Here is a 26,119-nt window from a genome sequence, read left to right on the forward strand (position 1 = left end):
GGTCCAGGCCACAAGCGTCCGGCCAAGTCGGAGTCGACAGGCGGGCGCCCTTGAGCTTTTCCAATACAGTTAGTGGAGAGATCACCTTGGTAGAGTACGTAGTTTCCCTCGATAAGCTCGGCGTCCACGATGTAGAGCATGTGGGGGGCAAGAACGCATCCCTGGGCGAGATGATCAGTAACCTCGCAGGTGCCGGCGTCTCGGTGCCGGGCGGCTTTGCCACTACGGCTCAGGCGTACCGCGACTTTCTCGAACAGAGTGGCCTGAACGACCGCATCCATGCAGCCCTGGACGCATTGGACGTCGATGACGTCAATGCCCTGGCCAAGACCGGCGCGCAGATTCGTCAGTGGGTGATGGACGCCGAGTTCCCGGCGCGCCTGGACGCAGAAATCCGCACCGCTTTCGCCGAAATGGCCCAGGGCAACGACAACATGGCTGTCGCCGTGCGTTCCTCGGCCACCGCCGAAGACCTGCCGGACGCCTCCTTCGCCGGCCAGCAGGAGACGTTCCTGAACATCCGTGGCGTGGACAACGTGATCCGCGCCGCCAAGGAGGTCTTCGCCTCCCTGTTCAACGACCGCGCCATCGCCTACCGCGTGCACCAGGGCTTCGACCACAAGCTGGTCGCCCTGTCCGCCGGCGTGCAGCGCATGGTGCGTTCGGAAACCGGCACCGCCGGTGTGATGTTCACCCTCGACACCGAGTCCGGCTTCCGTGACGTGGTGTTCATCACCGGTGCCTATGGCCTGGGCGAAACCGTGGTCCAGGGCGCAGTCAACCCTGACGAGTTCTACGTGCACAAGCAGACCCTGCAGGCCGGCCGTCCGGCCATCCTGCGTCGCAACCTGGGCAGCAAGGCCATCAAGATGGTCTACGGCGACGAGGCCAAGGCCGGCCGTTCGGTCAAGACTGTCGACGTCGACCGTGCCGACCGCGCGCGCTTCTGCCTGACCGACGCCGAGGTCAGCGAGCTGGCCAAGCAGGCCATGATCATCGAGCAGCACTACCAGCGCCCGATGGACATCGAATGGGCCAAGGACGGGGACGACGGCAAGCTGTACATCGTCCAGGCACGTCCCGAGACCGTGAAGAGCCGCTCCAGCGCCAATGTCATGGAGCGCTACCTGCTCAAGGAGAAGGGCACCGTCCTGGTGGAAGGTCGCGCCATCGGCCAGCGCATCGGCGCCGGCAAGGTCCGAGTGATCCACGACGTTTCCGAAATGGACAAGGTGCAGCCAGGCGACGTGCTGGTCTCGGACATGACCGACCCAGACTGGGAACCGGTGATGAAGCGTGCCAGCGCCATCGTCACCAACCGCGGCGGGCGCACCTGCCACGCGGCGATCATTGCCCGTGAACTGGGCATCCCGGCGGTCGTCGGTTGTGGCAACGCCACCCAGGTGCTCAAGGACGGCCAGGGCGTGACCGTCTCCTGCGCCGAAGGCGACACCGGCTTCATCTTCGAGGGTGAGCTGGGCTTCGACGTCAAGCAGAACTCGGTCGACGCCATGCCTGAGCTGCCGTTCAAGATCATGATGAACGTCGGCAACCCGGACCGCGCCTTCGATTTCGCCCAGCTGCCCAACGCGGGTGTGGGCCTGGCGCGCCTGGAGTTCATCATCAACCGCATGATCGGCGTGCACCCCAAGGCGCTGCTCAACTATGCCGGCCTGCCGGCCGATCTGAAAGAGAGCGTCGACAAGCGCGTGGCCGGTTACGCCGACCCGGTCGGCTTCTATGTCGAGAAGCTGGTCGAGGGCATCAGCACCCTGGCTGCGGCGTTCTATCCGAAGAAGGTCATCGTGCGCCTGTCGGACTTCAAGTCCAACGAGTACGCCAACCTGATCGGCGGCAAGCTGTACGAGCCGGAAGAAGAGAACCCGATGCTGGGCTTCCGCGGCGCCTCGCGCTACATCAGCGAGTCGTTCCGTGACTGCTTCGAGCTCGAGTGCCGTGCCCTCAAGCGCGTGCGCGACGAGATGGGCCTGACCAACGTCGAGATCATGGTGCCGTTCGTGCGTACCCTGGGCGAGGCGAGCCAGGTCGTCGACCTGCTCGCCGAGAACGGCCTGGGCCGTGGCGTCAACGGCCTGCGCGTGATCATGATGTGCGAGCTGCCGTCCAACGCCCTGTTGGCCGAAGAATTCCTCGAGTACTTCGACGGCTTCTCCATCGGTTCCAACGACCTGACCCAGCTGACCCTGGGCCTGGACCGCGACTCGGGCATCATCGCCCACCTGTTCGACGAGCGTAACCCTGCGGTCAAGAAGCTGTTGGCCAACGCCATTGCCGCGTGCAACAAGGCCGGCAAGTACATCGGTATCTGCGGCCAGGGCCCGTCGGACCACCCGGACCTGGCCAAGTGGCTGATGGAGCAGGGCATCGAGAGCGTGTCGCTGAACCCGGACTCGGTGCTCGAGACCTGGTTCTTCCTGGCCGAGGGCCAAGGCGCAGCTTGATGCAACGAACGCGGGAGCGCTCCAGGGCGCTCCCGCCTGGTTTACCCAGGGCGAGTTCCAGCAATGGATCCCGCCCTTTTTTGTGCAATCGACCTATGCAAAGCAGCAGTACCCTGTTTCCCGTGGCCTTGCTCAGCGCCGAGCGACGCGGTGACCTCAGTGAAGACGTGTACCGGATCAAGGCCGGCAACAGCCCCGACCCCAGCGTGGAACTGGCCGTGACCCGCCTGGGCCTGGCCAGCCAGGCGAGTGCCCAGGGTGTGCCGGTGATCCTCCTGCACGGCAGTTTCTCCAACCGTCGTTTCTGGTATTCGCCCAAGGGCATCGGCCTGGGCGCCTACCTGGCCCGGGCCGGGTTCGATGTGTGGATTCCGGAGATGCGCGGCCATGGCCTGTCGCCACGCAATCGCCAGTGGCGGCATAACCGTGTCGCCGACTACGCCCGCTTCGATTTGCCGGTGATCGGCGCGTTCGTCCAGGAACAGGCCGGGCAGGCGCCGCACTGGGTTGGCCATTCCCTGGGGGGCACCACCCTGGCGGCGGCGTTGGGAGGTGGCTACCTGGGTGCAGACGAGGTGGCCAGCGTGGCCCTCTTCGGCGCCCAGGTCAGCCGCGTGTACTGGCCGCTGAAAGTGCCGCCGGTTGCCTGGAGCGCGCGCGTGCTGCTCAAGCGTTTCGCCCAGTTGTCCGGTTCGCGGCTCAAGCGTGGTCCGGAAGACGAACCCATTGGCTTGGCGCTGGAGAGTCTGCGTTGGCACAAGCTGTTCGGGCGTTTCGGTGACAAGCAGGACGACTGGTGGGCTGGCATGGCGCAGGTCGACGTGCCGGTCCTGGCCGTGGCGGGCGCGGCGGACCATCAGGACCCGGTGTGGGCCTGCCGCAAGCTGTTCGAACAACTGGGCGGGACGCGCAAGCAGTTCCTGCGCCTGGGGCGGGAGGAGGGCTTCGATGCGTTCGGGCATGTCGACATGCTGGTGAGCAAGGCGGCGCAGGCGCAGGTGTGGCCGTTGGTGGAAGGGTGGTTGAACGACCCGCTTTCGCCGTTGCCCGGGGCTGTGGTGGCGGAGCCTGGCTTGTCTGGGTGAAGCCTGGCTGGCCTGTTCGGTCCCATCGCCGGCAAGCCGGCTCCCACAGGTATGGCGGTGTCTTTGAAAACAGCGCAGGACAGGTAGGAGCAATTGTCTTGAGTTGGTTGCTCCGGCCCTATCGCCGGCAAGCCGGCTCCCACAGGTATAGCGGTGTCTTTGAAAACAGCGCAGGACAGGTAGGAGCAATTGTCTTGAGTTGCTTGCTCCGGCCCTATCGCCGGCAAGCCGGCTCCCACAGGTATGGCGGTGTCTTGAAAACAACGCAGGGCAGGTGGGAGCCGGCTTGCCGGCGATGGATCTACGCCTGGCGTCGACTGACCGAGCAGTCTCGGATGACTGCGAGGGCTTCCCCGGTGTAGCCTTGGGCAACTTCGCTTTCGTTGTGACTGACAGGAGTTTCCCATGCAGCATTACGTAACGCCCGACCTGTGCGACGCCTACCCGGACCTGGTCCAGGTGCTGGAGCCGATGTTCAGCAATTTCGGTGGTCGCGACTCCTTTGGCGGCCAGATCGTCACCATCAAATGCTTCGAAGACAACTCGCTGGTCAAGGAGCAGGTCGAGCTCGACGGCACGGGCAAGGTCCTGGTGGTCGATGGCGGTGGTTCGCTGCGCCGTGCGCTGCTGGGCGACATGCTCGCCGAAAAGGCTGCCAAGAACGGCTGGGAAGGCCTGGTGATCTATGGCTGCGTGCGCGACGTGGATGTACTGGTGCAGACCGACGTCGGTGTCCAGGCCCTGGCCAGTCATCCGATGAAGACCGACAAGCGCGGCATCGGCGACCTCAACGTGGTAGTGACCTTCGCTGGCGTGACTTTCCGCCCGGGCGAGTACGTGTACGCCGACAACAATGGCGTGATCGTCTCGCCAAGCCCGTTGAAGATGCCCGAGTGACGCGCTGCGCGCGCTGATGGAGCTGGAATGTTCGAGGAAGACAACGCGCAGTGGGGGCTGGTCCATGCCCTGGTGCTCGACGGCAAAGGCGGCGCGCGCTCGATTGCCCGGACCGAACTGGACGACCTTGCCTTGCAGGCTGGGGAAAGTCTCTGGCTGCACTGGGATCGCAGCCATCCCCAGACCCGCACCTGGTTGCTGCACGACAGTGGCCTGAGCGAGTTCGCCTGCGAGCTGCTGCTGGAGGAGAACACCCGCCCACGCCTGCTGCCGCTGGCCGAGGAGCAGATGCTGCTGTTCCTGCGTGGGGTCAACCTGAACCCGGGGGCTGAACCCGAGGACATGGTATCGGTGCGTATCTTCGCCGAGGCCCGACGGGTGATCTCGCTGCGCTTGCGGCCGCTGCGTGCCAGTGACGAGATTCTCCAGCAGTTGGACGAGGGCCGGGGGCCGAAGTCGGCGTCCGAGCTGTTGCTGCTGATGGGCGAACTGCTTACCGAGAAGGTCCAGGCGTTGGTCGATGACCTGTCGGAAGTGGTCGACCTCGAGGAAGAGAAGGTTGAATCCGACGAACGGTATAGCCCAGTGCAGGGCAGCCTGCAGCAGATCCGCCGCCGTGCCGCCGGCCTGCGTCGGTTCCTCGCGCCGCAGCGGGAGATCTACGCCCAGCTCTCGCGCAACAAGTGGAGCTGGTTCGCCGATGGCGATGCCGACTACTGGAACGAGCTGAACAACAGCCTGACCCGTTACCTGGAGGAGCTGGAGCTCACCCGAGAGCGGGCTGCACTGGTGCTCGAGAGTGAGGACCGGCGGCGCAGCGAGCGCATGAACCGGACCATGTACCGCTTCGGCATCATCACCTGCATCTTCCTGCCCATGAGCTTCGTCACCGGCCTGCTGGGCATCAACGTCGGCGGTATCCCGGGCGCCGACAGCCCCTATGGTTTCCTGCTTGCCTGCGCCGTGGTGCTGGGCTTGGCGGCAGGGCAGTGGTGGCTGTTCCGGCGGTTGCGGTGGGTATGATTCAGCCTCGTCTGTCGTGCCACCGCCATCGCGGGGTAAGCCCGCTCCCACAGTTTCGGTGCACCCTTTCAACTGCCGCCGAGTCTGTGGGAGCGGGCTTGCCCCGCGATGAGGATTGCCAGAGGCCAAAGCATTTTGAAACATTCGTGCCACATCCAGGTGTGACCCATCGGCCCGTGCCCTCGTCTTTGACAGACATCACGCGAGGTGCCCATGCACGATCCGTTTGAAGAATCCTTGCGCGACCTGCTCAAGGCATCGCCGTCCGGCCAGGACCGTGACGATGCCGCTTGCCTGGGTCGCGTCCTCAAGACCGCCAACCGCCAGGTCGGTGCGGGTGATCTGTTCAGCTTGCTCGGCCGTTGGAGCCAGGCGCTGATGATCGCCGTGAACAATGGCTCGGCGCATGTCGCGCCGGTGCGCCGCAACCCTGCCGCAGGCAGAAAAGCTGATAAGGCCGATTGAATATGGAACTCGATCTCTGGACCCAGAGCCTGGTCACTGCGATGACCGCCCTTTGGACCAAGGTGGCGAACTTCATCCCCAACCTGTTCGGCGCCCTGGTCGTGGTGCTGCTCGGTTTCGTGGTGGCCAAGCTGCTCGACACCCTGTTGTCCAAGCTGCTGGCCAAGTTCGGCCTGGACCGCCTGATGAGCGGCACCGGCCTGACCAAGATGCTCAGCCGCGTCGGCATCCAGGTGCCCATTTCCACCCTGATCGGTAAGATCGTCTACTGGTTCGTACTGCTGATCTTCCTGGTCTCGGCCGCGGAGTCCCTGGGCCTGGAGCGGGTTTCAGCGACCCTCGACATGCTCGCCCTGTACCTGCCGAAAGTGTTCGGCGCGGCGCTGGTATTGCTGGCCGGCGTGCTCCTGGCGCAGTTGGTCAATGGCCTGGTGCGCGGCGCCGCCGAAGGGGTGGGCCTGGAATATGCCGCCGGGGTCGGGCGTATCGCCCAGGGCCTGGTCATCATCATCAGCATCTCGGTGGCGATCAGCCAGTTGGAGGTCAAGACCGACCTGCTCAACCATGTGATCGTCATCGGTTTGATTACCGTTGGTCTGGCCGTTGCGCTGGCGATGGGCCTGGGCAGCCGGGAAATCGCCGGGCAGATCCTGGCTGGAATCTACGTGCGCGAACTCTACCAGGTCGGCCAGCAGGTGCGGATTGGCGAGGTCGAAGGGCAGATCGAGGAGATCGGTACGGTCAAGACGACCCTGCTGACCGATGATGGCGAATTGGTGTCGTTGTCCAATCGGGAATTGCTCGAGCAGCGAGTCAATAGCCGCTAACCGCACAAAAGCTGTTAATGTATGCCGCCGCGAAAACCGGCCCACGGGGCCGAGCGGCGACATTGACCCGACTGTCGGCCAGATCCGTTTTGAATAAAGTTCATTCGCCGCCCATGCGCTATGACCCCCGAGCACTCACTGACGAGGAGTTGGTGGCGCGTTCGCATGAGGAGCTGTTTCACGTAACCCGCGCCTATGAGGAGCTCATGCGGCGCTACCAACGGACCCTGTTCAACGTCTGTGCACGTTACCTGGGGAACGACCGGGATGCCGACGATGTCTGTCAGGAAGTGATGCTCAAAGTGCTGTACGGCCTGAAGAACTTTGAGGGAAAGTCCAAGTTCAAGACCTGGCTCTACAGCATCACCTACAACGAATGCATTACCCAGTACCGCAAGGAACGACGCAAGCGAAGGCTGATGGATGCCCTGAGCCTGGACCCTATGGAAGAGGCGTCCGAGGACAAGGCACCGAAACCTGAAGAAAAAGGCGGGCTGGATAAATGGCTGGTGCATGTGAACCCGATCGACCGGGAAATCCTGGTGCTTCGATTTGTCGCAGAGCTGGAATTCCAGGAGATCGCAGACATCATGCACATGGGCCTGAGCGCCACGAAAATGCGCTACAAGCGTGCGCTCGACAAGCTTAGAGAGAAATTTGCGGGGCTCACTGAAACTTAGTGGCGCGTAAATATCTCTAACCAACCGGCAAGTTCTGCTAGACTTGCCGTCGAGTTGTCCCCCGGATGTTGGTGGGACTGCTTAACTATCACCAGATGGGGATTTAACGGATGAAATTGAAAAACACCTTGGGCTTGGCCATTGGTTCGCTTGTAGCCGCCACTTCGTTTGGCGCTCTGGCACAAGGTCAAGGCGCCGTCGAGACCGAGATCTTCTACAAGAAGGAGTTCTTCGACAGCCAGCGCGACTTCAAGAACGACGGCAACCTGTTCGGTGGCTCGATCGGTTACTTCCTGACCGACGACGTCGAACTGCGTCTGGGCTACGACGAAGTTCACAACGCTCGTGGCGAAGACGGCAAGAACATCAAGGGCTCCAACACCGCCCTGGACGCCGTTTACCACTTCAACAACCCGTACGACGCCATCCGTCCGTACGTTTCGGCTGGTTTCTCGCACCAGAGCCTGGGCCAGACCGGCCGTGGCGGTCGTGACCACTCCACCTTCGCCAACGTCGGCGCTGGTGCCAAGTGGTACATCACCGATATGTTCTACGCCCGTGCCGGCGTCGAAGCTCAGTACAACATCGACCAGGGCGACACCGAGTGGGCCCCGAGCGTCGGTATCGGCATGAACTTCGGCGGTAGCCCGAAGCAAGCTGAAGCTGCTCCGGCTCCTGTTGCCGAAGTCTGCTCAGACAGCGACAACGACGGCGTCTGCGACAACGTCGACAAGTGCCCTGACACCCCGGCCAACGTTACCGTTGACGCCGACGGCTGCCCGGCTGTTGCCGAAGTCGTACGTGTTGAACTGGACGTCAAGTTCGACTTCGACAAGTCGGTCGTCAAGCCAAACAGCTACGGCGACATCAAGAACCTGGCTGACTTCATGAAGCAGTACCCACAGACCACCACCACCGTTGAAGGTCACACCGACTCCGTTGGTCCGGATGCTTACAACCAGAAGCTGTCCGAGCGTCGTGCCAATGCTGTCAAGGAAGTCCTGACCCAGCAGTACGGTGTTGAATCCAGCCGTATCGACTCGGTTGGCTACGGTGAGACCCGTCCGGTTGCTGACAACGCCACCGAAGAAGGCCGCGCTATCAACCGTCGCGTTGAAGCTCAGGTCGAAGCCCAGGCCAAGTAATTTGGTTTGATGCTTCACGAAAAACCCGGCTTCGGCCGGGTTTTTCTTTTTTTGGCCTGCAGGCTTCGCTCTGTGGGAGCGGCAATGCCGTGACGTCTCATCGCTTGAGCAAAAGCACCAGCAGGAGCAGGTTCAGCAGCAACGACAGCAACGCCACCCCCTGCCAGACCTTCAACGGTTCCCTTTCCAGCAGCGGCCGGGCTCGCTTGGGCGCCTCGTCCCTGTCTCCTCGCTCGAACGCCAGCAACCATTCTTCGGCTGTCTCGAACCGCCGGGCAGGCTCACGCTCTACTCCTCGCAACAGGTTCCCCTGCACCCAGGCCGGCACATCCGGTCGGTAGCGTGCCGGATCGACCGCCACGCCGAACCGGGGCCGCTGGAACGCCTCGACCTCGCCATACGGGTAACGCCCCGTGAGCAGGAAATACAGGCTCACCCCGACCGCATAGAGGTCCTGCTGCGGGCTGGGCTCGGCGCCTTCGAACGCCTCCGGTGCGATGAACGAAGGGGTACCGGGCAGCGCGTGCGCCGCGTCTTCGGACAAACCCGGGCAATAGGCCAGGCCAAAATCCAGCAGCCGTACCTGGCCATCGCTGCCAAGGTGCAGGTTGTCCGGCTTGATGTCCCGATGCAGCAGGTTGCGCCGGTGCAGTGCGCCGACTGCTAGCAGTAGCTGGCGCGCCACCTCCAGCCAGCGCTGCAGGGGCAGCGGCCCATGCTCGGCAAACAGGCTCGTCAGGGTCTGCCCTGGGTATTCGCGCATCAGGTAGTACAGGTGCTGGCGCTGGCTGGCACTATGCACTTCGGGAAAATGCCGCCCGGCGACCCGGCGCAGGAACCATTCTTCCAGCAATAGGCGCTGGGTGGCGCCCGGTTCGGCACGCAGGTCCTCAGGCAGGGTCTTGAGCAGCCAGGCTTGCCCCTGGCTGTCGTGCACCCGATACAGTACCGATTGACGGCTGCGCGACAGCACGGCATCGACCTGCCAGCCATCGATCGACTGGCCTGGGCGTAGCAGCCCGGGCACCGGCCATTGCTGCAGGTGCGCCAAGGTATCGCCGAGGTTGGCCGGGCCCAGCTGGTCCACGCGCACCAGGAGGGCGCTGGCGTTGTCCTGGCTGCCGGCATGGTGGGCCGTGGCGACCAGGGTGTCGGCGGCTGCCTGCAGGTCAGGCTGGTCATGCACTATCGACTGGATAAGCCGATCGCCCAGGGTCGCCCAGACACCATCGCTGAGCAACATGAAGCAATCGCCGACTTGCAGCTCACCCTCGAGATAATCCACCAGCAGGTGCTGGTCCAGCCCCAGGGCCCGCTTGAGCACGTGGTGCATGCCGGGCTGGTCCCAGACATGGTCTTCGCTTAAACACTGCAGGTGGCCTGCGTGCCAGCGGTAGATGCGGCAGTCGCCCACGTGGGCCAAGGTGAAACGCCGCCCACGCAACACCAGGGCGCTGAGTGTGGTCAGCAGCGGCTGGCCGTTGCCTTGGGCACGCAGCCAGCGGTTCTGTGCCAGCAACAGGCGGTCGAGGGCCTGGGTCACGCCCCAGATGGCCGGGGTGGCGTAGTAGTCCAGGGCCAGCGCCTGCAGGGTGGCCTTCGCGGCCAGGCCGCCGTCGGCACACTGGCTGACGCCATCGGCCAGTGCGCACAGGTAGCCCTTGCTGGCGGCCAGCTCCGCAGCGGGCGTGACCAGGCGCAGGGCATCCTGGTTCTCGGCCCGTGGGCCGGTGGCCGTGGCTTGGGCGAAACTCAGCTGCAGGCTCATGGGCCCCCTCAGACCCGCGCCGCAGTGACGGCCGCAGAGCCCCAGGTGGTGCGCCAGCGCTGTTTGACACCGTGCAGGCCGAACCAGGCCAGAAGGCCGAGGCTGGCGAACAACCACAGGGCCAGCTGGTAGTCGCCGGTATGTTGCTTGATCGCCCCCAGCCCGGCGGCCAGGAGGAACCCTCCGATGCCCCCGGCCATGCCGATGAGCCCTGTCATCACGCCGATCTCCTGGCGAAAGCGCTGGGGCACCAGCTGGAACACCGCGCCGTTGCCCGCGCCAAGGCCGAGCATGGCGCTGACGAACAGGGCCAAGGCCGCCATGGCGCTGGGCAGGTTGAAGCCGACCGCGGCGATGCAGATGGCGGCCACGCTGTACATGGCCAGCAAGGTGCGGATCCCGCCGAACCGGTCGGCCAGGGCGCCGCCCAGGGGGCGCATCAGGCTGCCGGCGAATACGCAGGCGGCCGTATAGTAGCCGGCGGTCACCGGGCTGAGGCCGTACTGGTCGCTGAAATAGCCGGGCAGGGCACTGGCCAGGCCGATGAAACCGCCGAAGGTCACGCTGTAGAAGAACATGAACCACCAGCTGTCGCGGTCGCCCAGGGCCTTGAGGTAGTCCGCCATGGCCTTGGGCTTGGGCCGTTGCGGTGCATTGCGTGCCAGCAGGGCGAACAAGGCCAGGGTCAGCACCAGGGGCAGCAGGGCGAAGCCGAACACGTTGTTCCAGCCATAGGCCGCCGCCAGGGCCGGGGCCAGCAGGGCGGCGAACACCGTGCCGGAATTGCCCGCGCCGGCGATGCCCATGGCCTTGCCCTGGTGCTGAGGGGGATACCACTGCGAGGCCAGGGGCAGGGAGACAGCGAACGAGGCGCCGGCAACGCCGAGGAATACGCCCAGCAGCAAGGCTTGCCCATAGCTATGGATGCCCAGATGCCAGGCGCTGGCCAAGGCGGCGATCACCACGACCTGGCCGAGCAACCCGGCCGTCTTCGGTGACAAACGATCGACCAGCAGGCCCATGACGAAACGCAGCACGGCCCCGGCCAGGATCGGCGTGGCCACCATCAGGCCCCGTTGCTGTGCGCTGAGCCCGAGGTCGGTGGCGATCTGCACCGCCAAGGGGCCCAGCAGGTACCAGACCATGAAGCTCAGGTCGAAATACAGGAACGCGGCAAACAGGGTGGGCACATGCCCGGATTTCCAGAAGCTCGTATTCATCGAACACCTCGCGTGGCTGCAACGCTGGTCACGCCCTGGCTGTGCAGGGCTGGAACGAAAAAGACGCCGCTGCCCGCTCCACAAGAGGAGGGGAGAGCGACGTCTTTGTCGGGAATCAAGTGAGGTAGCCGCCGTTGGCTACCGGTGAGGTTTGCTCAGCAAGAGATGGGCCAACTGTAGGCGGGGGGGCTTTGGATTTTCGGTGCCTAGCCCAGCATCTCGTGCATGGCGATGATCTGCTCGGCCACCTGGATCAGCCTCTGCTGTCGGCTCATGGCCTGGCGCCGCATCAGTGTGTAGGCCTGTTCCTCGTTGCAGTCTTTCATCTTCATCAACAACCCTTTGGCTTGTTCGATGCGCTTGCGTTCGGCCAGTTGCTGGTCGCGAGCCAATAACTGCGCCTTGAGCGCCTGGTCGCTTTCGAAGCGGGCCATGGCCACGTCGAGGATCGGCTGCAGGCGCGTGGCCTGGATGCCTTCGACGATATAGGCGCTGACCCCGGCCTGGATCGCCTGGCGCATCACGCCCGGGTCGTGCTCGTCGGTGAACAGCACGATCGGGCGAGGGCGGTCGCGGCTGACCAGTACCACCTGTTCCATCACATCCCGGCCCGGTGATTCGGTATCGATCAGAACTACGTCAGGGTGCACGGTTTCGACGCAGGTGGGCAGGTCGATGGTCAGCGCGCCGGCCTCGATCACCTCGAAGCCCGCCTCGATCAGGGCGCCCTTGAGGCGGCCGACTTTCTTTTCGGTATCGTCGATCAGCAGGATACGCAGCATGTTCGTGCTCCTCACAGTCCGGCTCGGGTGCCGAGGGCGTCATCCAGGGCATGCAGGCGGAAGCTGCGGGCGTAGCCGTAAGGGTCGCTGCCGTCCCAGCGGCTGCCGTCGATCAACAGGCTGCTGCGCATGAGGGGATAGGAGCACGGCACGCCGACGGCCTCGGCTGCCTGTCGGTAGAGCGACAGCTGCTGGACTTGGTGGGCGACTTTTAGGTAGTCCGGGTCTTCGCGCAGCAGGCCCCAGCGGCGGAACTGGGTCATGAACCACATGCCATCGGACAGGTAGGGCATGTTCGCCCGCCCCTGGTCGAACAGGCGCAGGGCGTGAGGGTCGTGCCACTGGTTGCCAAGGCCGTCCTGGTAGTCGCCGAGCAGTCGCGGTTCGATGCTGCCCAGTGGGGCGTCCAGGTAGGCCTTGCCGCTGAGCAGTTGGGCTGTGCTACGACGGTTTTCCTGGCATTGCTCGATGAATCGGCTGGCGGCCAGAACGGCTTTCACCAACGCTCGGGCACTGTTGGGGTATTGCTCTACGAATGAGCGGGTAGCGCCGAGGACTTTTTCCGGGTGGTCCGGCCAGATCGACTGGCTGGTCGCCAAGGTAAAGCCCAAGCCCTTGGCCACCGCATCGGCCGACCAGGGTTCGCCGACGCAAAAGCCGTCGATACGCCCGGCCTGCAGGTGGGCAGCCATTTGCGCGGGGGGTACCACCACACTGCGCACGTCCTGCAGCGGATGGATACCCTGGCTGGCCAGCCAATAATACAGCCACATGGCGTGGGTGCCGGTGGGGAAGGTTTGGGCGAAGGTCAGGCGTGCGCCATGCTGGTGCACCAGGCGCGACAACGCCTCGGGGCTGGTCACGCCTTTGCGCTGCAGGGCCGGGGAGAGGTTCAGGGCCTGGGCGTTCTGGTTCAGGCCCATGAGCACGGCCATGGCATGGCTGGGGACGCCGCCCAGGCCCAGGTGCACGGCATAGACCAGGCCGTACAGGCAATGGGCGGCGTCCAGTTCGCCACTGACCAGCTTGTCGCGCAGCCCGGCCCAGGAGGCCTGGCGCTTGAGGTTGAGGGTCAGGCCGTGCAGCTGGGCGAAGCCTTGTGTGGCGGCCACTACGACCGGCGCGCAGTCTGTCAAGGCCATGAAGCCGATGTCCAGGGAGGTTTTCTCGGGTGCATCGCTGCCATTGACCCAGGCCAGGGGTGTCGTGGGGAGTGCTGTATTCAAGGGGTTCCTCGCCGGTACGGGGCTGTCTGCCTGTACCTTGCGAAGCAACCCATGTGCCAGCGCCCCTGTCGCCCGGGCCGCGCGCTGGCTATAATCGCCCGCTCACTCACCGCGAGTCTTGCCTGCCCATGTATACCCTGGTCCGCCAGCTGCTGTTCAAGCTTTCCCCGGAAACCTCCCACGACCTGTCCCTGGACCTGATCGGCGCCGGTGGCCGCCTCGGTCTGAACGGCCTGCTGTGCAAGCAGCCGGCGGCGTTGCCGGTAACGGTCATGGGCTTGAACTTCGCCAACCCGGTCGGCCTGGCCGCCGGCCTGGACAAGAACGGCGCGGCCATCGACGGTTTCGCCCAGCTGGGTTTCGGCTTCGTCGAGATCGGCACCGTGACCCCGCGCCCTCAGCCGGGCAACCCCAAGCCGCGTCTGTTCCGCCTGCCCGAAGCCACGGCGATCATCAACCGCATGGGGTTCAACAACCTCGGCGTCGATCACCTGCTGGCGCGGGTTCGCGCAGCACGTTATGACGGTGTGCTGGGCATCAACATCGGCAAGAACTTCGACACGCCGGTCGAGCGCGCGGTGGACGACTACCTGATCTGCCTGGAGAAGGTCTACGCCGACGCCAGCTATATCACCGTCAACGTCAGCTCGCCCAACACCCCGGGCCTGCGCACCTTGCAGTTCGGCGATTCGCTCAAGCAATTGCTGCAGGCCCTGGCGGTGCGCCGCGAGCAGTTGGCCACCGAGCACGGCAAGCGTGTGCCCCTGGCCATCAAGATCGCCCCGGACATGACCGACGAGGAAACCGCGCTGGTGGCCTCGGCGCTGATGGAAACCGGCATGGATGCGGTGATCGCCACCAACACCACGCTCGGCCGCGAAGGCGTGCAGGGCCTGCCGTTCGGTGACGAGGCCGGTGGCCTGTCCGGTGCGCCGGTGCTGGAGAAGAGTACCCACACGGTGAAGGTATTGGCCGGTGAACTGGCCGGCAGGTTGCCGATCATCGCCGCGGGCGGAATCACCGAAGGGCGTCACGCAGCGGAAAAGATTGCCGCTGGTGCCAGCCTGGTGCAGGTGTACTCGGGCTTTATCTACAAGGGGCCTGCGCTGATCCGCGAGGCGGTGGATGCCATTGCGGCGATGCCTCGGCAATAAAGGAACGGGCATAAAAAAGGGCCCCTCGAGGGGGCCCCTGGGCCTCAGCCCGCCGCCCGGATAGGGCGCGCATGGTGACTCGAATTCAGTGTCCTCGTCTCAGCCAACGGCGTGATTTTCGTTGAGTCTCTGGATGCCAGCGGTGCCGGTCATGCCATCCCAGTTGTCACCCCGTCCTTCGCGCCAGCCATTGATCCAGGCTTGACGTACGGACGGCAGGTTGAAGGGGCAAAGCTCGCGGGATTTGCCGGTGACCCCATACTGGTAGCCACGTGAATATGCTCTTTCCAACGGATCACGCTTAAGTCTTCTCATAGGGTGTTGCCCTCACTTGTTGACTGTAATGTCCCGTCGGCCTCTCCGAGGCCGGGCAGAATCGTTCTGCCGGTTTGCGCTCGCTGCCGGCGTGGCGAGCGGAAGGTGTTGCCTCGTTGCGAGACAACCTGAGGTCAGTTCTAACCAAAGCGAGTCACAGTGTGAATGATCGATTTGTCATAAGGACGTAACCTTTCCAAGGGTCAAAGGATAAGTAAATAAATGCGACTCAACTTGATTTATCGTTGAGCCCGCTATGATCAGGGTTTAGCGCTGCTGTGCAGTCACCTGGCCAGTGGTGCCGGATGATGACCGTAACAATTTGAAATGCGACGAAGGGTCACATTGGCGGCCCCGTCGCTGGAAATTTTCATACTGCCTGATGATCTAACCCACTTTCGCCATGACGCGATGGGCTCGTCGATCAGGTGGCCCGGCCTTCCCTCAATGGGCAAGGCCACCCGAGCGCCTGCTGGAAGGGCGCCCGGGCAAACTCAGGCGGGGCGATGCGTCGGCCCGTCACTCAACCAGCCCAAGGCTTTGGATTGCTCATGTCGGACCGTTTCGAACTCTATCTCACCTGCCCCAAAGGCCTGGAAGGCCTGCTCGCCGAGGAAGCCCGCAGCCTGGGCCTTGAAGAGGTGCGCGAGCACACCTCGGCGATCCGCGGCTCGGCCGACATGGAAACCGCCTACCGCCTGTGCCTGTGGTCGCGCCTGGCCAACCGCGTGCTGCTGGTGCTCAAGCGCTTTTCCATGAAGAACGCCGACGAGCTCTACGGCGGCGTCCATGGTGTCGACTGGCAGGACCACCTGATGGCCGACGGCACCCTGGCGGTGGAGTTCAGCGGCCACGGCTCCGGTATCGACAACACCCACTTCGGTGCCCTGAAGGTCAAGGACGCCATTGTCGACAAGCTGCGCAACCGTGAAGGCCAGCGCCCCTCGGTGGACAAGATCGACCCGGACGTGCGCGTGCACCTGCGCCTGGAGCGCGGTGAGGCGATTCTGTCCCTGGACCTTTCCGGCCACAGCCTGCACCAGCGTGGCTACCGCCTGCAGCAAGGCGCTGCGCCGCTGAAGGAGAACCTGGCGGCGGCGGTGCTGATCCGTGCCGGGTGGCCGCGTATCGCCGCCGAAGGTGGCGCCCTGGCTGACCCCATGTGCGGCGTGGGCACCTTCCTGGTCGAAGCGGCGATGATCGCTGCCGATATTGCACCTAACCTCAAGCGCGAGCGGTGGGGCTTCACGGCTTGGCTCGGCCATGTGCCGGCGCTGTGGCGCAAGGTGCATGACGAGGCCCAGGCCCGTGCCCAGGCAGGGTTGGCCAAGCCGCCGCTGTGGATTCGCGGCTACGAAGCCGACCCTCGGCTGATCCAGCCGGGGCGCAACAACGTCGAGCGCGCGGGCCTGGGCGACTGGGTGAAGATCTACCAAGGCGAGGTGGGCAGCTTCGAGCCGCGCCCGGACCAGAATCAGAAAGGCCTGGTGATCAGCAACCCACCCTATGGCGAGCGCCTGGGCGACGAAGCGAGCCTGCTCTACCTCTACCAGAACCTTGGCGAGCGCCTGCGCCAGGCTTGCCTGGGTTGGGAGGCAGCGGTGTTCACCGGTGCGCCGGAGCTGGGCAAGCGCATGGGCATTCGCAGCCACAAGCAGTACGCGTTCTGGAACGGCGCGCTGCCCTGCAAATTGTTGCTGTTCAAGGTGCAGCCCGATCAGTTCGTGACCGGCGAACGCCGCCAGGCCGAGCCTGAAGCGGGCGAACCACGCCGCCCCGCGGCGGTTGCCAGCGAGCCGGCACGCCTGTCCGAGGGCGCGCAGATGTTCGCCAACCGCCTGCAGAAGAACCTCAAGCAACTGGGCAAGTGGGCCCGTCGCGAGCAGGTCGGTTGCTACCGGCTGTACGATGCCGACATGCCCGAATATGCCCTGGCCGTGGACCTCTACCAGGACTGGGTGCACGTGCAGGAATATGCCGCACCGCGTTCGGTCGACCCAGACAAGGCCCAGGCGCGCCTGCTCGATGCCCTGGCGGCCATCCCCCAGGCGCTGGGCATCGACCCGCAGCGCGTGGTGCTCAAGCGCCGCGAGCGCCAGAGTGGAACCCGCCAGTACGAGCGCCAGGGTGCTGAAGGCCGTTTCCATGAAGTGAACGAAGGCGGCGTCAAGCTGCTGGTCAACCTCACCGACTACCTGGACACCGGCCTGTTCCTGGACCATCGCCCGATGCGTATGCGCATTCAGCGCGAAGCGGCCGGCAAGCGCTTCCTCAACCTGTTCTGCTACACCGCCACGGCCACCGTGCATGCGGCCAAGGGCGGGGCGCGCAGCACCACCAGCGTCGACCTGTCCAAGACCTACCTGGACTGGGCGCGACGCAACCTGGCGCTCAATGGCTTCTCCGACCGTCACCGCCTGGAGCAGGGCGACGTCATGGCATGGCTGGAAGGCAACCGCGACAGCTATGACCTGATCTTCATCGACCCGCCGACCTTCTCCAACTCCAAGCGCATGGAAGGCGTGTTCGACGTACAGCGCGACCATGTGCAACTGCTGGACCTGGCTATGGCCCGGCTGGCGCCAGGGGGGGTGCTGTATTTCTCCAACAACTTCCGCAAGTTCCAGCTCGACGCCGGGCTGGAGGAGCGTTATGCGGTCGAGGAAATCAGCGCGAAGACCCTGGACCCGGATTTCGCCCGTAACAACCGGATCCACAAAGCCTGGCGCATTCAGGCCCGCTGAGCCGACCAGCTACGTTGCGCGCCTAGTGGCCAATAGCTATAACTGAGCGAAGGGCTGGACAATTCGCAGGACGCTGACGTGGTGAGAGCCTTCTATGAAGTGTGGCGTGCGTGCGAAGGTGCTTGGCGTATTTCGCGAAGCCGTGCCTGCGTGGGCGGTGGCGCTGGCGGCCTTGGTCGCCGGCGGGCTGCTCACGGCCGCCTTGGTGATCGCCGCCCAGACATTCTATAAGCAGCAGTTGCGCCAGCGTTTCGACTTGCTGGCCAACGAGCGCTACAGCCGTATCGCCGAACGTTTCGAAGACCAGGAGCAGCGCCTGGACGGGCTGCGGCGCTTCTTCAGCTATTCCACCCAGATCACTCCGTTGGAGTTCGATGGCTATGCCCGGCCATTGTTGTACCGCACCCAGGCCTATTCCTGGGCGCCGCGGGTCGATGCCGGCCAGCGAGGCGACTTCGAGCGCCGGGCCAGGGTGTGGCTGGGCCAGGACTACCAGATTCGCGACCAAGGCGCGCAGGGCGGTTGGCAGCCAGCCGCCGAGCGCGACTACTACTACCCGGTGCTCTATACCCAGGCCGCCTCGCTGCAGGGACAGCCCTATGGCCTCGACCTGCGCGGCCAGCCCCTGCGCGAGGCTACGTTGATCCGCGCCCAGTCGCCGGGCGGCATGGCGGTTTCGGCGCCGCTGGACATGATCAATGTCGAGCCGGCCTATGCGCGCGGCGTGCTGATGGTCGCGCCGGTGTTCGCCGACGGCGTGGTCGCCGGTCTGCCGACGGGCTATGTGATGGCGCTGCTGAGCATGCGACGTCTGATTGCCGAAGGCCTGCCGCCGTCGGAGGAGGACAACCTGGTGGTGCGCATCACCGATAATTCCGGGGACAAGGGCCCGGAGGTGCTGTTCGACTCACAGAACCCTATCGCCCCGGTGTCCCTGGCCAGCAGCCACCTGCTGCACTTGGCAGACCATCATTACCAGCTCGACATCCGCCCCAGTCTGGCCTTCCTCCAGGCCAACCGCTCCTCCGCCTCGGTGGCCATCGGTTTGCTGGGCGGCTTGTTGAGCCTGTTGCTCAGCACCTTGCTCTACAGCCTGTTCAGCCAGCGCCAGCGCGCTCTGAGCCTGGTGGAGCAACGCACCGCTGAGCTGCGCGTCAGCGAGCAATCCCTGCGCGACACCCATAACCAGCTGCGCAGCGTGCTGGATGCCGCCACCCAGGTGGCGATCATCGCCACCAGCCTCAGGGGCGTGGTCAGCACCTTCAATGCCGGTGCCGAACGCATGCTGGGCTATTCGGCCAGCGAGGCGGTCGGCCGGTTGCGCCTGGAGGACCTGGTTCCGCCCGAGGAGCTGACCCAGCGCGCTCATGCCTTGAGCGTGCGCTACGGACGTGATTTCGGCGGCGGCCAGGCGATGTTCGCCGAGACGGTACAGGAGAGTGGCAGCGAGCCGGGGGAATGGACCCTGGTGCGCAAGGATGGCAGCCACCTGCTGGCGAACATGCTGGTGACGGCCGTGCTCGACGAGCAGGGCCTGTGGGTGGGGTACCTGGCGATCTGTATCGATGTCACCGAGCGGCGACGGGTCCATGAGGCCCTGGCGGCACGTGACCGGCTCCTGGAAAAGCTCAGTGCCGAAGTGCCGGGCGGTATCTACCAGTATCGGCAGGACGCCGACGGGCATTCGTGCTTTTCCTACGCGAGCCAAGGGCTGCGCGACATCTACGAGATCGACCTGCAGGTGCTGCGTGAAGACGCCTCGGCGGTGTACGAGCGCATCCACCCGGACGACCTGGAACGTGTGCGCAGGTCGGTGCGGTATTCCGCCGAGCACCTGGCGCCCTGGCGTGAGGAATACCGGGTCGTGCTGCCCAAGGCGGGCCTGCGTTGGGTCCGCGGGGAGGCGACGCCGGAAGTCGACGATGCCGGCTGCACGGTCTGGCATGGGTATTTGACGGATATTTCCGACCTCAAGCGGGTGGAGGAGGAGCTACGCGCCCTGTCGGTCACCGATTCGCTGACAGGCATCCACAACCGTCGTTACTTCCAGGAGCGGCTCAAGCATGAGCTCGAGCGGGCCCAGCGTGATGGCCTGGACCTGGCAGTGATCATGCTGGACATCGATCATTTCAAGCGCATCAACGACCAGTATGGGCATGCGGTCGGGGACCATGTGCTGCGCAGCCTGTGCCAGCGGATTGGCAATCGGCTGCGTCGCACGGATGTGTTCTGTCGCCTGGGCGGCGAGGAATTCATGGTGTTGTGCCCGGGCAGCAATGCCGAGCAGGCGCGGTTGCTGGCGCTGGAGTTGTGGCAGGGGGTGCGGACTGTGGCGGTCGAGGGGGTCGGGCGGGTGACGGCGAGTTTCGGGGTGGCGGGATGGCGGGCGGGTGAGGGCGCGGATGCGCTGTTGCTGCGAGCAGATGCCGGGGTTTATGCGGCCAAGCAGGCGGGGCGGGATCGGGTGGAGTCAGAATTGACCTGAAGGATATGGAACAGGTAGCGGGGCTGCTTTGCAGCCCATCGCCGGCAAGCCGGCTCCCACACAAAGACCCGGGGCGCTACTGGTCTTTGTGGGAGCCGGCTTGCCGGCGATAGGGCCAGGATTGCCAGCCGGACAGCACGCACCTATCGCCATCGATCATTCAGCCGCAGATGCTGAAGGACCACTCCGGACCATCAAGGCACGACGCCCACGGTCCCAGCACCCACCTTGGGCTGGCGATAAAGGTCCAGCAACACTTGGTCCAGAACCTGGGACGCGCCCCACGGCTTGGGGTCGTTCAAGATCGCCGCCACGGCCCAGGTATGCCCATTGCTGTCCCGGCTGAAGCCGGCGATTGCCCGGACCGTATTGAGCGTCCCGGTCTTGATATGGCCCTCGCCACTGAGCGCGGTGCGCTTGAGCCGCTTGCGCATGGTCCCGTCCATGCCCACCAGGGGCATGGAGCTTATGAATTCTGCTGCATAAGGGCTCTTCCAGGCCGCCTGCAACAGCGCCGCCATTTCACGGGTGCTCACCCGCTCGGCACGGGACAGCCCGGAGCCGTTCTCCATGACCAGGTGCGGGGCGGTGATGCCTTTCTTCGCCAGCCACTGGCGCACCACACGCTGGGCGGCACGTGCGTCATCCCCGTCGGCATCGGTGCGGAACTGTGCCCCCAGGCTCAGGAACAGCTGCTGGGCCATGGTGTTGTTGCTGTACTTGTTGATATCGCGGATCACTTCCACCAGGTCCGGCGAGAACGCTCGGGCCAGCAGGCGTGCGCTCTTGGGCACGTTCTCGATCCGGTCGCGGCCCTGGATACTGCCACCCAGCTCGTTCCAGATCGCACGTACGGCGCCAGCGGCATAGGTCGGATGGTCGAGTAGCGACAGGTAGGTCTGGGAGTTGCAGCCATCACCAAGCTGGCCACTGACCACCACGTTGACACCGTCGGCCTGGGGCACCGGGTTGTAGCGCACATCGCCCGTGCAACGCTTGGACGCCACGGCCTTGACCTGGTTGTCGATACGGATGTTGGCCAATGGCGGCTCGACGGCCACCGTCACCTTGCCGCCGTCGTTACGGGCCACGAAGCGCAGGGCCTTGAGGTTGACCAGCAGCGAATCAGGGCGTACCAGGAACGGCTTGTTCATGTCGCCGCCGTCGTCATTGAACTGTGGCAGGTTGGGCTGGAGGAAATGGCTGCGGTCCAGCACCAGGTCGCCGGTAATGGTACGCACGCCGTTGGCACGCAGGTCGCGCATCAGCAACCAGAGTTTCTCCATGTTCAGCTTCGGGTCGCCGCCACCTTTGAGATACAGGTTGCCGTTGAGTACACCGTTGCTCAGGGTGCCGTCGGTGTAGAACTCGGTTTTCCACTGGAAGGTCGGGCCGAGCAGCTCCAGCGCCGCGTAGGTGGTGACCAGTTTCATGGTCGAGGCAGGGTTGACCGAGACATCGGCGTTGAACACGGTCGGCGTGCCTGGGCCGTCCAGAGGCAGCATCACCAGGGACAGCGCCGAATCCTGCAGCTTGTTGGCCTTCAGCGCCTGCTGCACCTTGGGCGAGAGGGTGGTATTGACCGTGGCGGCCTGGCTGGTCATGGCGAACGGCAGGAACAGGCCGGCGAGAATCAGGGGGCGAAGCGTTTTGATCATGTGCGGTTTCAACCCTGCGGACGAGGGAAAATGACAACGGGGCTGTATAGATGATGGCCCCACGACAAAATACTGTGCGCATTATGCCCCAAGCGCACCGACCATGGGTCATGTTCGACGGAAAAGCGCCGCTTTGGCGCGGAAACTGGTAAAGTGCCGCGCGTTAATACTCAAGAGGATTGTTTCATGGCCACCAACCGTTCCCGTCGCCTGCGCAAGAAGCTCTGCGTGGACGAATTCCAGGAGCTGGGTTTCGAACTGAACCTGGAATTCAAGGAAGACCTGTCCGACGAAGCCATCGATGCCTTCCTCGATGCCTTCCTCGCCGAAGCCATGGATGCCAACGGCCTGGATTATGTTGGCGGCGATGATTTCGGCCTGGTCTGCTTGGCCAAGCGTGGCTCGGTCAGCGAAGAGCAGCGCACTATTGTCGAAGCCTGGCTCAAGGGTCGTAGCGAACTGACCAAGATCGAACTCAGCCCGCTGCTGGACGCCTGGTATCCGGACAAGCCGATCAATACCCCGGCTTCCTGATCCACCTGTGCGGCCGCCGTTCGGCGCGCCGCTTCAGCGAGCCCTGGCCAGATCCTGCAGATGCCTGGCCAGGGCGTTCTCGACACGGCGCATGTGCCGTGCCAAGGCCTGCCTTCGCAGCTTGCGTTGCGGCAATGCCAATGACTGGCACTCCAGCGCCTCACAAGCCTTTACCAGTGCCCTCGCGTCGAGCATCCTCGCCACGCTAAGGATATGGTGCGCCTGGGTGGTGAGCTTCTGTGGATCAAGGCCTGGGTCGATGGCCATCAATGTAGTCAGGTCCTGTTGCAGGCTTAGCTGCAGCGCTTTGAGCAGCCGTTCATGGTTGGCGGGGTTCTCTCCGGCGATGGCGGTCAGGCCTGCGGGTTCGAAAGGTTTGGGGCGCGGGTTTGCCTGCTTACCCGGGCGGGTGGGGGCGATGGCAGCGAGGCGTTGGTTCAACATGTGCAAGCTGATGGGCTTGAGCAGACAATCGTCCATGCCGACATCCAGGCATTTCTGACGTACCTCAGGCTGGGCATTGGCGGTATAGCCAAGGATCACGCAACGTGGCCAGCCGAGCTGGTGCTCGTGCGCTCGGATCGCTTCGGCTACCTGGTAGCCGCTCATGCGTGGCATGTTGCAGTCCAGAATCACCAGGTCGAAACCGCCCGTGCGCCATTTTTCCAAGCCTTCATGGCCATCGCGAGCACTGTTCAGGCGTAGCCCCAGGAAACTCAATTGTTGCTCCATCAGCAACAGGTTGGCCGGGTGATCGTCGATCACCAGCGCTTTCAGGCGTGCCACCGGCGCCTCGACCTCAGGTATCAGCGGCGCAGCTTCCATTGGGGGCGCGACACATTGCAGCGGCATGACCAAGCGGACCTGGGTCCCCACACCCGGAAGGCTCTTGATCGTCAGGTCGCCTCCCATCATTTCGCACAAGCTCTGGCTGATCGCAAGGCCCAGGCCAGTACCCGCCCGGGCGCCTTCGCTGTGAGGGTTGGCCTGAACGAACGGGTTGAACAATTGCTGCAGGTCATCTTCATGGATGCCGATACCGGTATCACGCACCTGCAGCTCCAAGACAGGTGTACCCGATTTGTCGTCGAGGGCGAGGCCGACGCACACCTGGCCATCTTCGGTGAACTTGATGGCATTGCTCACCAGGTTGGAGACGACCTGCTTGAAGCGTAATGGGTCGAGCAGGGCATGACAGCGGGCATCCGGTGCGATCACCACTTGCAAGGCGAGGCCCTTCTGTCGTGCCAGGCCGTCGAATACCCGGGCCACCGACTCCACCAGTGCGCTTGGGTCGACTGGCTCGGGCGCGAGGTAGAGATGCCCGGATTCGATACGAACGAAATCCAGGATATCTCCGATCAGCCCCAACAGGTCCTTGGCCGAATGATAGGCGACCTCCAGTGCCGGTCGGTCCAGCTGCCCTTTGTCGGCGCGTCGCACGGCCAGCTCCAGCATGCCGATGACTGCATTCATGGGCGTTCGGATTTCATGGCTGATGGTCGCCAGAAAGGTGCTTTTGGCACGGTTCGCGTCATCGGCTTGCTGCTTGGCCAGGCGCAGTTCCTGAACCAGCTCGCGGCGCTCGCTGATATCGATCCAGCCGCCAATGATGCCCTGGACTTCGCCCAGTGAATCACGATAAGGCAGGATCCAGTGATAGAGCGTCAGGTGGCGCCCCCCTATGTGCAAGGCACGATCGAGTATCAGGGGCGTGCCGGCAGCCATCACCTGCTGATAGTCGGTTTCTATCTGCTGGGTATATTCACGTTCGTTGCCCAGGCTCTCATCCAGGCGCTTGCCGATCAGGTCCTCGGCCTGTGCTTCGATAGCTTCCAGGTAGCTGTCGTTACAGCTTTGCAAGCGCCCTTCGCGGTCACGTACATACATGGGATGGGGCGTGCCGTTGAGCAGGGCGCGCATGAACGCCAGCTGGTCGTTGAGCGCTCGTTCCACGCGTTGGCGGTGTTTGATCTGTCGACGCAGGTGCGCATTCCAGAGCAAGGCCAGCAGCAACAGCAAGCCTATGGCCAGCAAGAACTGCAGGGCTTCGCGCCGAAATTCGCGCCAGGGCGCGTCGTCATGCAACCGATAGCCCCGCCAGCGGTTGTCGATCACACCCAGCTCTTCCGGCGAGATGCTCTGCAGGGCCTTGTCGAGTATCGAGGCGAGCGCTTGGGGTTGGCTGTTGGTGGCCATCGCAAAGGTTGCCGGCTCGCTGCCGATCGTGCTGCGGATCACCAGGTCCGGGTTGTCGGCCAGTGCGTGGTTGGCATCGATCAATGTGGTAATGGCTGCATCCACCTCGCCGCTGCCGAGCAGTGCCATGGAAAAGAAGGGGCTGTCGGTCTCGATCCTGCCGATCTGCGGATAGTGTGCCGAGAGCAGTTCGGCGATGGTGCTGTCACGCATGATCGCGACCTGGCGATTCTGCAGTTGTTCGAGCGATGACGCCTGATCACTGCCTGCACGCGTGACCAATACATAGGCGCTTTCCAGGTAGGGGCGGCTGATATGCAGGGCAAGGTCATGTTTTTCATCGCTGGAAATGGCCGCGATGACATCGGCTCGGCCATCCTTGAGCCGGGCCAGCATGTCTCGAATGCCGCTGGCCCGTTCGATTTCGAAGCGCAGGCCCGTGCGCAGGCGGACGAGTTCGAGCAAGTCGGCGGCAATGCCTCGAAAATGGCCGTTGCTGTCGAAATAGGATATGGGGGCGGCCGTTTCGTTGATGGCCACGCGCATGACCGGATGCTCCCGCAGCCACTGTTCCTCGCTTGGCGAAAGCTGCAGCTTGCGGTCGCTCAAAAGCAGGTCGCTGCCGGCCCCCCAGCGTTTGAAGATGCTGGCCTTCATGGCGTTGGTCTGGGTGTCGAGGGCTGCGTCGACTAATGCCTTGAGCTGGGTATCCTGGCGACGCAGGGCGAAGCTGAAGCCAATGGGCTCGTGCTTGCCGAAACTGGCCATGCGCAGAGGGGGCATGTGACCACGGTTGAGCTGGTAATGGGTGGAAATGGTATCGCCGATGAATACGTCGGCCTGGCCGAAGGCGACGGCATTGAGCGCCAGGGTCGAGGATTGGAAGGCGAGCAGTTCGGCCTTTGGGTAGGTTTGCAATACGGTCTTTGGCGACAGGTAGTGGTAGAGCATGCTCAGGCGTAGGCCCTCGAGCTGGTCATCCAGCACGCGACCTTCCTGTTCGCGGGTCACCAGGACCGGTTGGTCGACGGCGTAGGGCCGTGAAAGGGCAAGCCCGGCATTGGCCTCGTAACCGTTGGCGCTGCCGAGCAGGTCGATCTGGCCTCGGGTGAGTGCGTCGATCGCGGCTTGGCGACTGTCGAAACCCAGCACCTGTACCTGCAGCCCCAAGGCGCTGCCGATCAATCCTGCATATTCGGCAGTGAGCCCCTGGTAGTCTCGCCCCCCGGTGGTGATATCGAACGGCGGATAGTCCGGAAAAGATGTCCCGACGACCAATACCTGCTTGTTTGCAAGCCATTGGCGTTGTGCTTCGCTCAGCACGGGCGGCATCGGCTTGAGGTTCGAGCGCGTAAGCAGGTTCAGTGCCTTGGGTGTTGCCGGTTCAGCGAGGACCGAGCTGCACATCAGCGCCAAGGCAAGATAAATGGCCAGGTACCGCCCCATGTCG

Annotated in this window: 19 protein-coding genes; 12 read left to right on the forward strand and 7 right to left on the reverse strand. The window is 64.0% G+C overall.

The window, feature by feature from the left end; all coding sequences use genetic code 11:
- Window positions 1-86 precede the first annotated feature (86 nt).
- The 8 genes from ppsA to ACXHGZ_RS06230 all read left to right on the forward strand — a co-directional run bounded on the left by ppsA (window position 87) and on the right by ACXHGZ_RS06230 (window position 8,584).
- Window positions 87-2,462, forward strand: a complete 2,376-nt coding sequence (gene ppsA, locus ACXHGZ_RS06195; RefSeq protein ID WP_084855100.1) for a phosphoenolpyruvate synthase — start codon at window positions 87-89, stop codon at window positions 2,460-2,462.
- A gap of 95 nt (window positions 2,463-2,557) precedes the next feature.
- Window positions 2,558-3,547 (forward strand): alpha/beta fold hydrolase, encoded by a 990-nt coding sequence (locus ACXHGZ_RS06200; RefSeq protein ID WP_480462897.1) that lies wholly within the window; start codon window positions 2,558-2,560, stop codon window positions 3,545-3,547.
- A gap of 405 nt (window positions 3,548-3,952) precedes the next feature.
- The gene (rraA, locus tag ACXHGZ_RS06205; protein WP_224458467.1) at window positions 3,953-4,444 is read left to right on the forward strand and encodes a ribonuclease E activity regulator RraA; all 492 of its coding nucleotides are present in this window, start codon (window positions 3,953-3,955) and stop codon (window positions 4,442-4,444) included.
- A gap of 27 nt (window positions 4,445-4,471) precedes the next feature.
- Complete coding sequence (gene cmaX / locus ACXHGZ_RS06210) at window positions 4,472-5,467, forward strand: divalent cation transporter CmaX (RefSeq protein WP_084855103.1); 996 nt, start codon at window positions 4,472-4,474, stop codon at window positions 5,465-5,467.
- A gap of 213 nt (window positions 5,468-5,680) precedes the next feature.
- Complete coding sequence (locus ACXHGZ_RS06215; protein WP_043206741.1) at window positions 5,681-5,932, forward strand: hypothetical protein; 252 nt, start codon at window positions 5,681-5,683, stop codon at window positions 5,930-5,932.
- Between the two features lie 2 nt (window positions 5,933-5,934).
- A complete protein-coding gene (locus tag ACXHGZ_RS06220; protein WP_084855104.1) occupies window positions 5,935-6,759 on the forward strand; it encodes a mechanosensitive ion channel family protein in 825 nt (274 codons plus the stop codon).
- A gap of 113 nt (window positions 6,760-6,872) precedes the next feature.
- On the forward strand, window positions 6,873-7,439 hold the full coding sequence (sigX, locus tag ACXHGZ_RS06225) for an RNA polymerase sigma factor SigX (protein ID WP_480462899.1): 567 nt from the start codon (window positions 6,873-6,875) through the stop codon (window positions 7,437-7,439).
- Window positions 7,440-7,549: 110 nt separating this feature from the next.
- The gene (locus ACXHGZ_RS06230; protein WP_084855106.1) at window positions 7,550-8,584 is read left to right on the forward strand and encodes an OmpA family protein; all 1,035 of its coding nucleotides are present in this window, start codon (window positions 7,550-7,552) and stop codon (window positions 8,582-8,584) included.
- 97 nt (window positions 8,585-8,681) lie between these two features.
- On the opposite strand, the gene ACXHGZ_RS06235 is transcribed toward ACXHGZ_RS06230, so the two are convergent.
- From ACXHGZ_RS06235 to ACXHGZ_RS06250, 4 genes are all read right to left on the reverse strand, one after another.
- Window positions 8,682-10,352, reverse strand: coding sequence for a bifunctional protein-serine/threonine kinase/phosphatase (locus ACXHGZ_RS06235; protein ID WP_480462900.1), 1,671 nt, complete (start codon window positions 10,350-10,352; stop codon window positions 8,682-8,684).
- A gap of 8 nt (window positions 10,353-10,360) precedes the next feature.
- A complete protein-coding gene (locus ACXHGZ_RS06240; RefSeq protein ID WP_084855108.1) occupies window positions 10,361-11,572 on the reverse strand; it encodes a nitrate/nitrite transporter in 1,212 nt (403 codons plus the stop codon).
- Between the two features lie 206 nt (window positions 11,573-11,778).
- The gene (locus ACXHGZ_RS06245) at window positions 11,779-12,354 is read right to left on the reverse strand and encodes an ANTAR domain-containing response regulator (protein ID WP_480462902.1); all 576 of its coding nucleotides are present in this window, start codon (window positions 12,352-12,354) and stop codon (window positions 11,779-11,781) included.
- Window positions 12,355-12,365: 11 nt separating this feature from the next.
- Complete coding sequence (locus ACXHGZ_RS06250) at window positions 12,366-13,580, reverse strand: CmpA/NrtA family ABC transporter substrate-binding protein (protein WP_480462904.1); 1,215 nt, start codon at window positions 13,578-13,580, stop codon at window positions 12,366-12,368.
- A gap of 128 nt (window positions 13,581-13,708) precedes the next feature.
- Between ACXHGZ_RS06250 and ACXHGZ_RS06255 the strand changes: the two genes are divergently transcribed.
- On the forward strand, window positions 13,709-14,734 hold the full coding sequence (locus ACXHGZ_RS06255; RefSeq protein ID WP_480462905.1) for a quinone-dependent dihydroorotate dehydrogenase: 1,026 nt from the start codon (window positions 13,709-13,711) through the stop codon (window positions 14,732-14,734).
- A 99-nt stretch (window positions 14,735-14,833) separates the two neighbouring features.
- On the opposite strand, the gene rmf is transcribed toward ACXHGZ_RS06255, so the two are convergent.
- Complete coding sequence (rmf, locus tag ACXHGZ_RS06260; protein WP_080642046.1) at window positions 14,834-15,049, reverse strand: ribosome modulation factor; 216 nt, start codon at window positions 15,047-15,049, stop codon at window positions 14,834-14,836.
- Window positions 15,050-15,600: 551 nt separating this feature from the next.
- Here rmf and rlmKL point away from each other — a divergent pair.
- Both rlmKL and ACXHGZ_RS06270 read left to right on the forward strand, forming a co-directional pair.
- On the forward strand, window positions 15,601-17,793 hold the full coding sequence (gene rlmKL, locus ACXHGZ_RS06265) for a bifunctional 23S rRNA (guanine(2069)-N(7))-methyltransferase RlmK/23S rRNA (guanine(2445)-N(2))-methyltransferase RlmL (RefSeq protein WP_480462908.1): 2,193 nt from the start codon (window positions 15,601-15,603) through the stop codon (window positions 17,791-17,793).
- 94 nt (window positions 17,794-17,887) lie between these two features.
- Window positions 17,888-20,278, forward strand: a complete 2,391-nt coding sequence (locus ACXHGZ_RS06270; RefSeq protein ID WP_480462909.1) for a sensor domain-containing diguanylate cyclase — start codon at window positions 17,888-17,890, stop codon at window positions 20,276-20,278.
- 194 nt (window positions 20,279-20,472) lie between these two features.
- On the opposite strand, the gene dacB is transcribed toward ACXHGZ_RS06270, so the two are convergent.
- Window positions 20,473-21,936: a D-alanyl-D-alanine carboxypeptidase/D-alanyl-D-alanine endopeptidase gene (dacB, locus tag ACXHGZ_RS06275; protein WP_480462910.1), complete on the reverse strand. Its 1,464-nt coding sequence runs from the start codon at window positions 21,934-21,936 to the stop codon at window positions 20,473-20,475.
- Between the two features lie 186 nt (window positions 21,937-22,122).
- Between dacB and ACXHGZ_RS06280 the strand changes: the two genes are divergently transcribed.
- Complete coding sequence (locus ACXHGZ_RS06280; RefSeq protein WP_480462911.1) at window positions 22,123-22,470, forward strand: YggL family protein; 348 nt, start codon at window positions 22,123-22,125, stop codon at window positions 22,468-22,470.
- Between the two features lie 33 nt (window positions 22,471-22,503).
- Here the strand turns inward: ACXHGZ_RS06280 and ACXHGZ_RS06285 are convergent, their stop codons facing one another.
- Window positions 22,504-26,115 (reverse strand): transporter substrate-binding domain-containing protein, encoded by a 3,612-nt coding sequence (locus tag ACXHGZ_RS06285; RefSeq protein WP_480462913.1) that lies wholly within the window; start codon window positions 26,113-26,115, stop codon window positions 22,504-22,506.
- Window positions 26,116-26,119: the final 4 nt, after the last annotated feature.

The organism is Pseudomonas shiyinii (assembly GCF_056725765.1).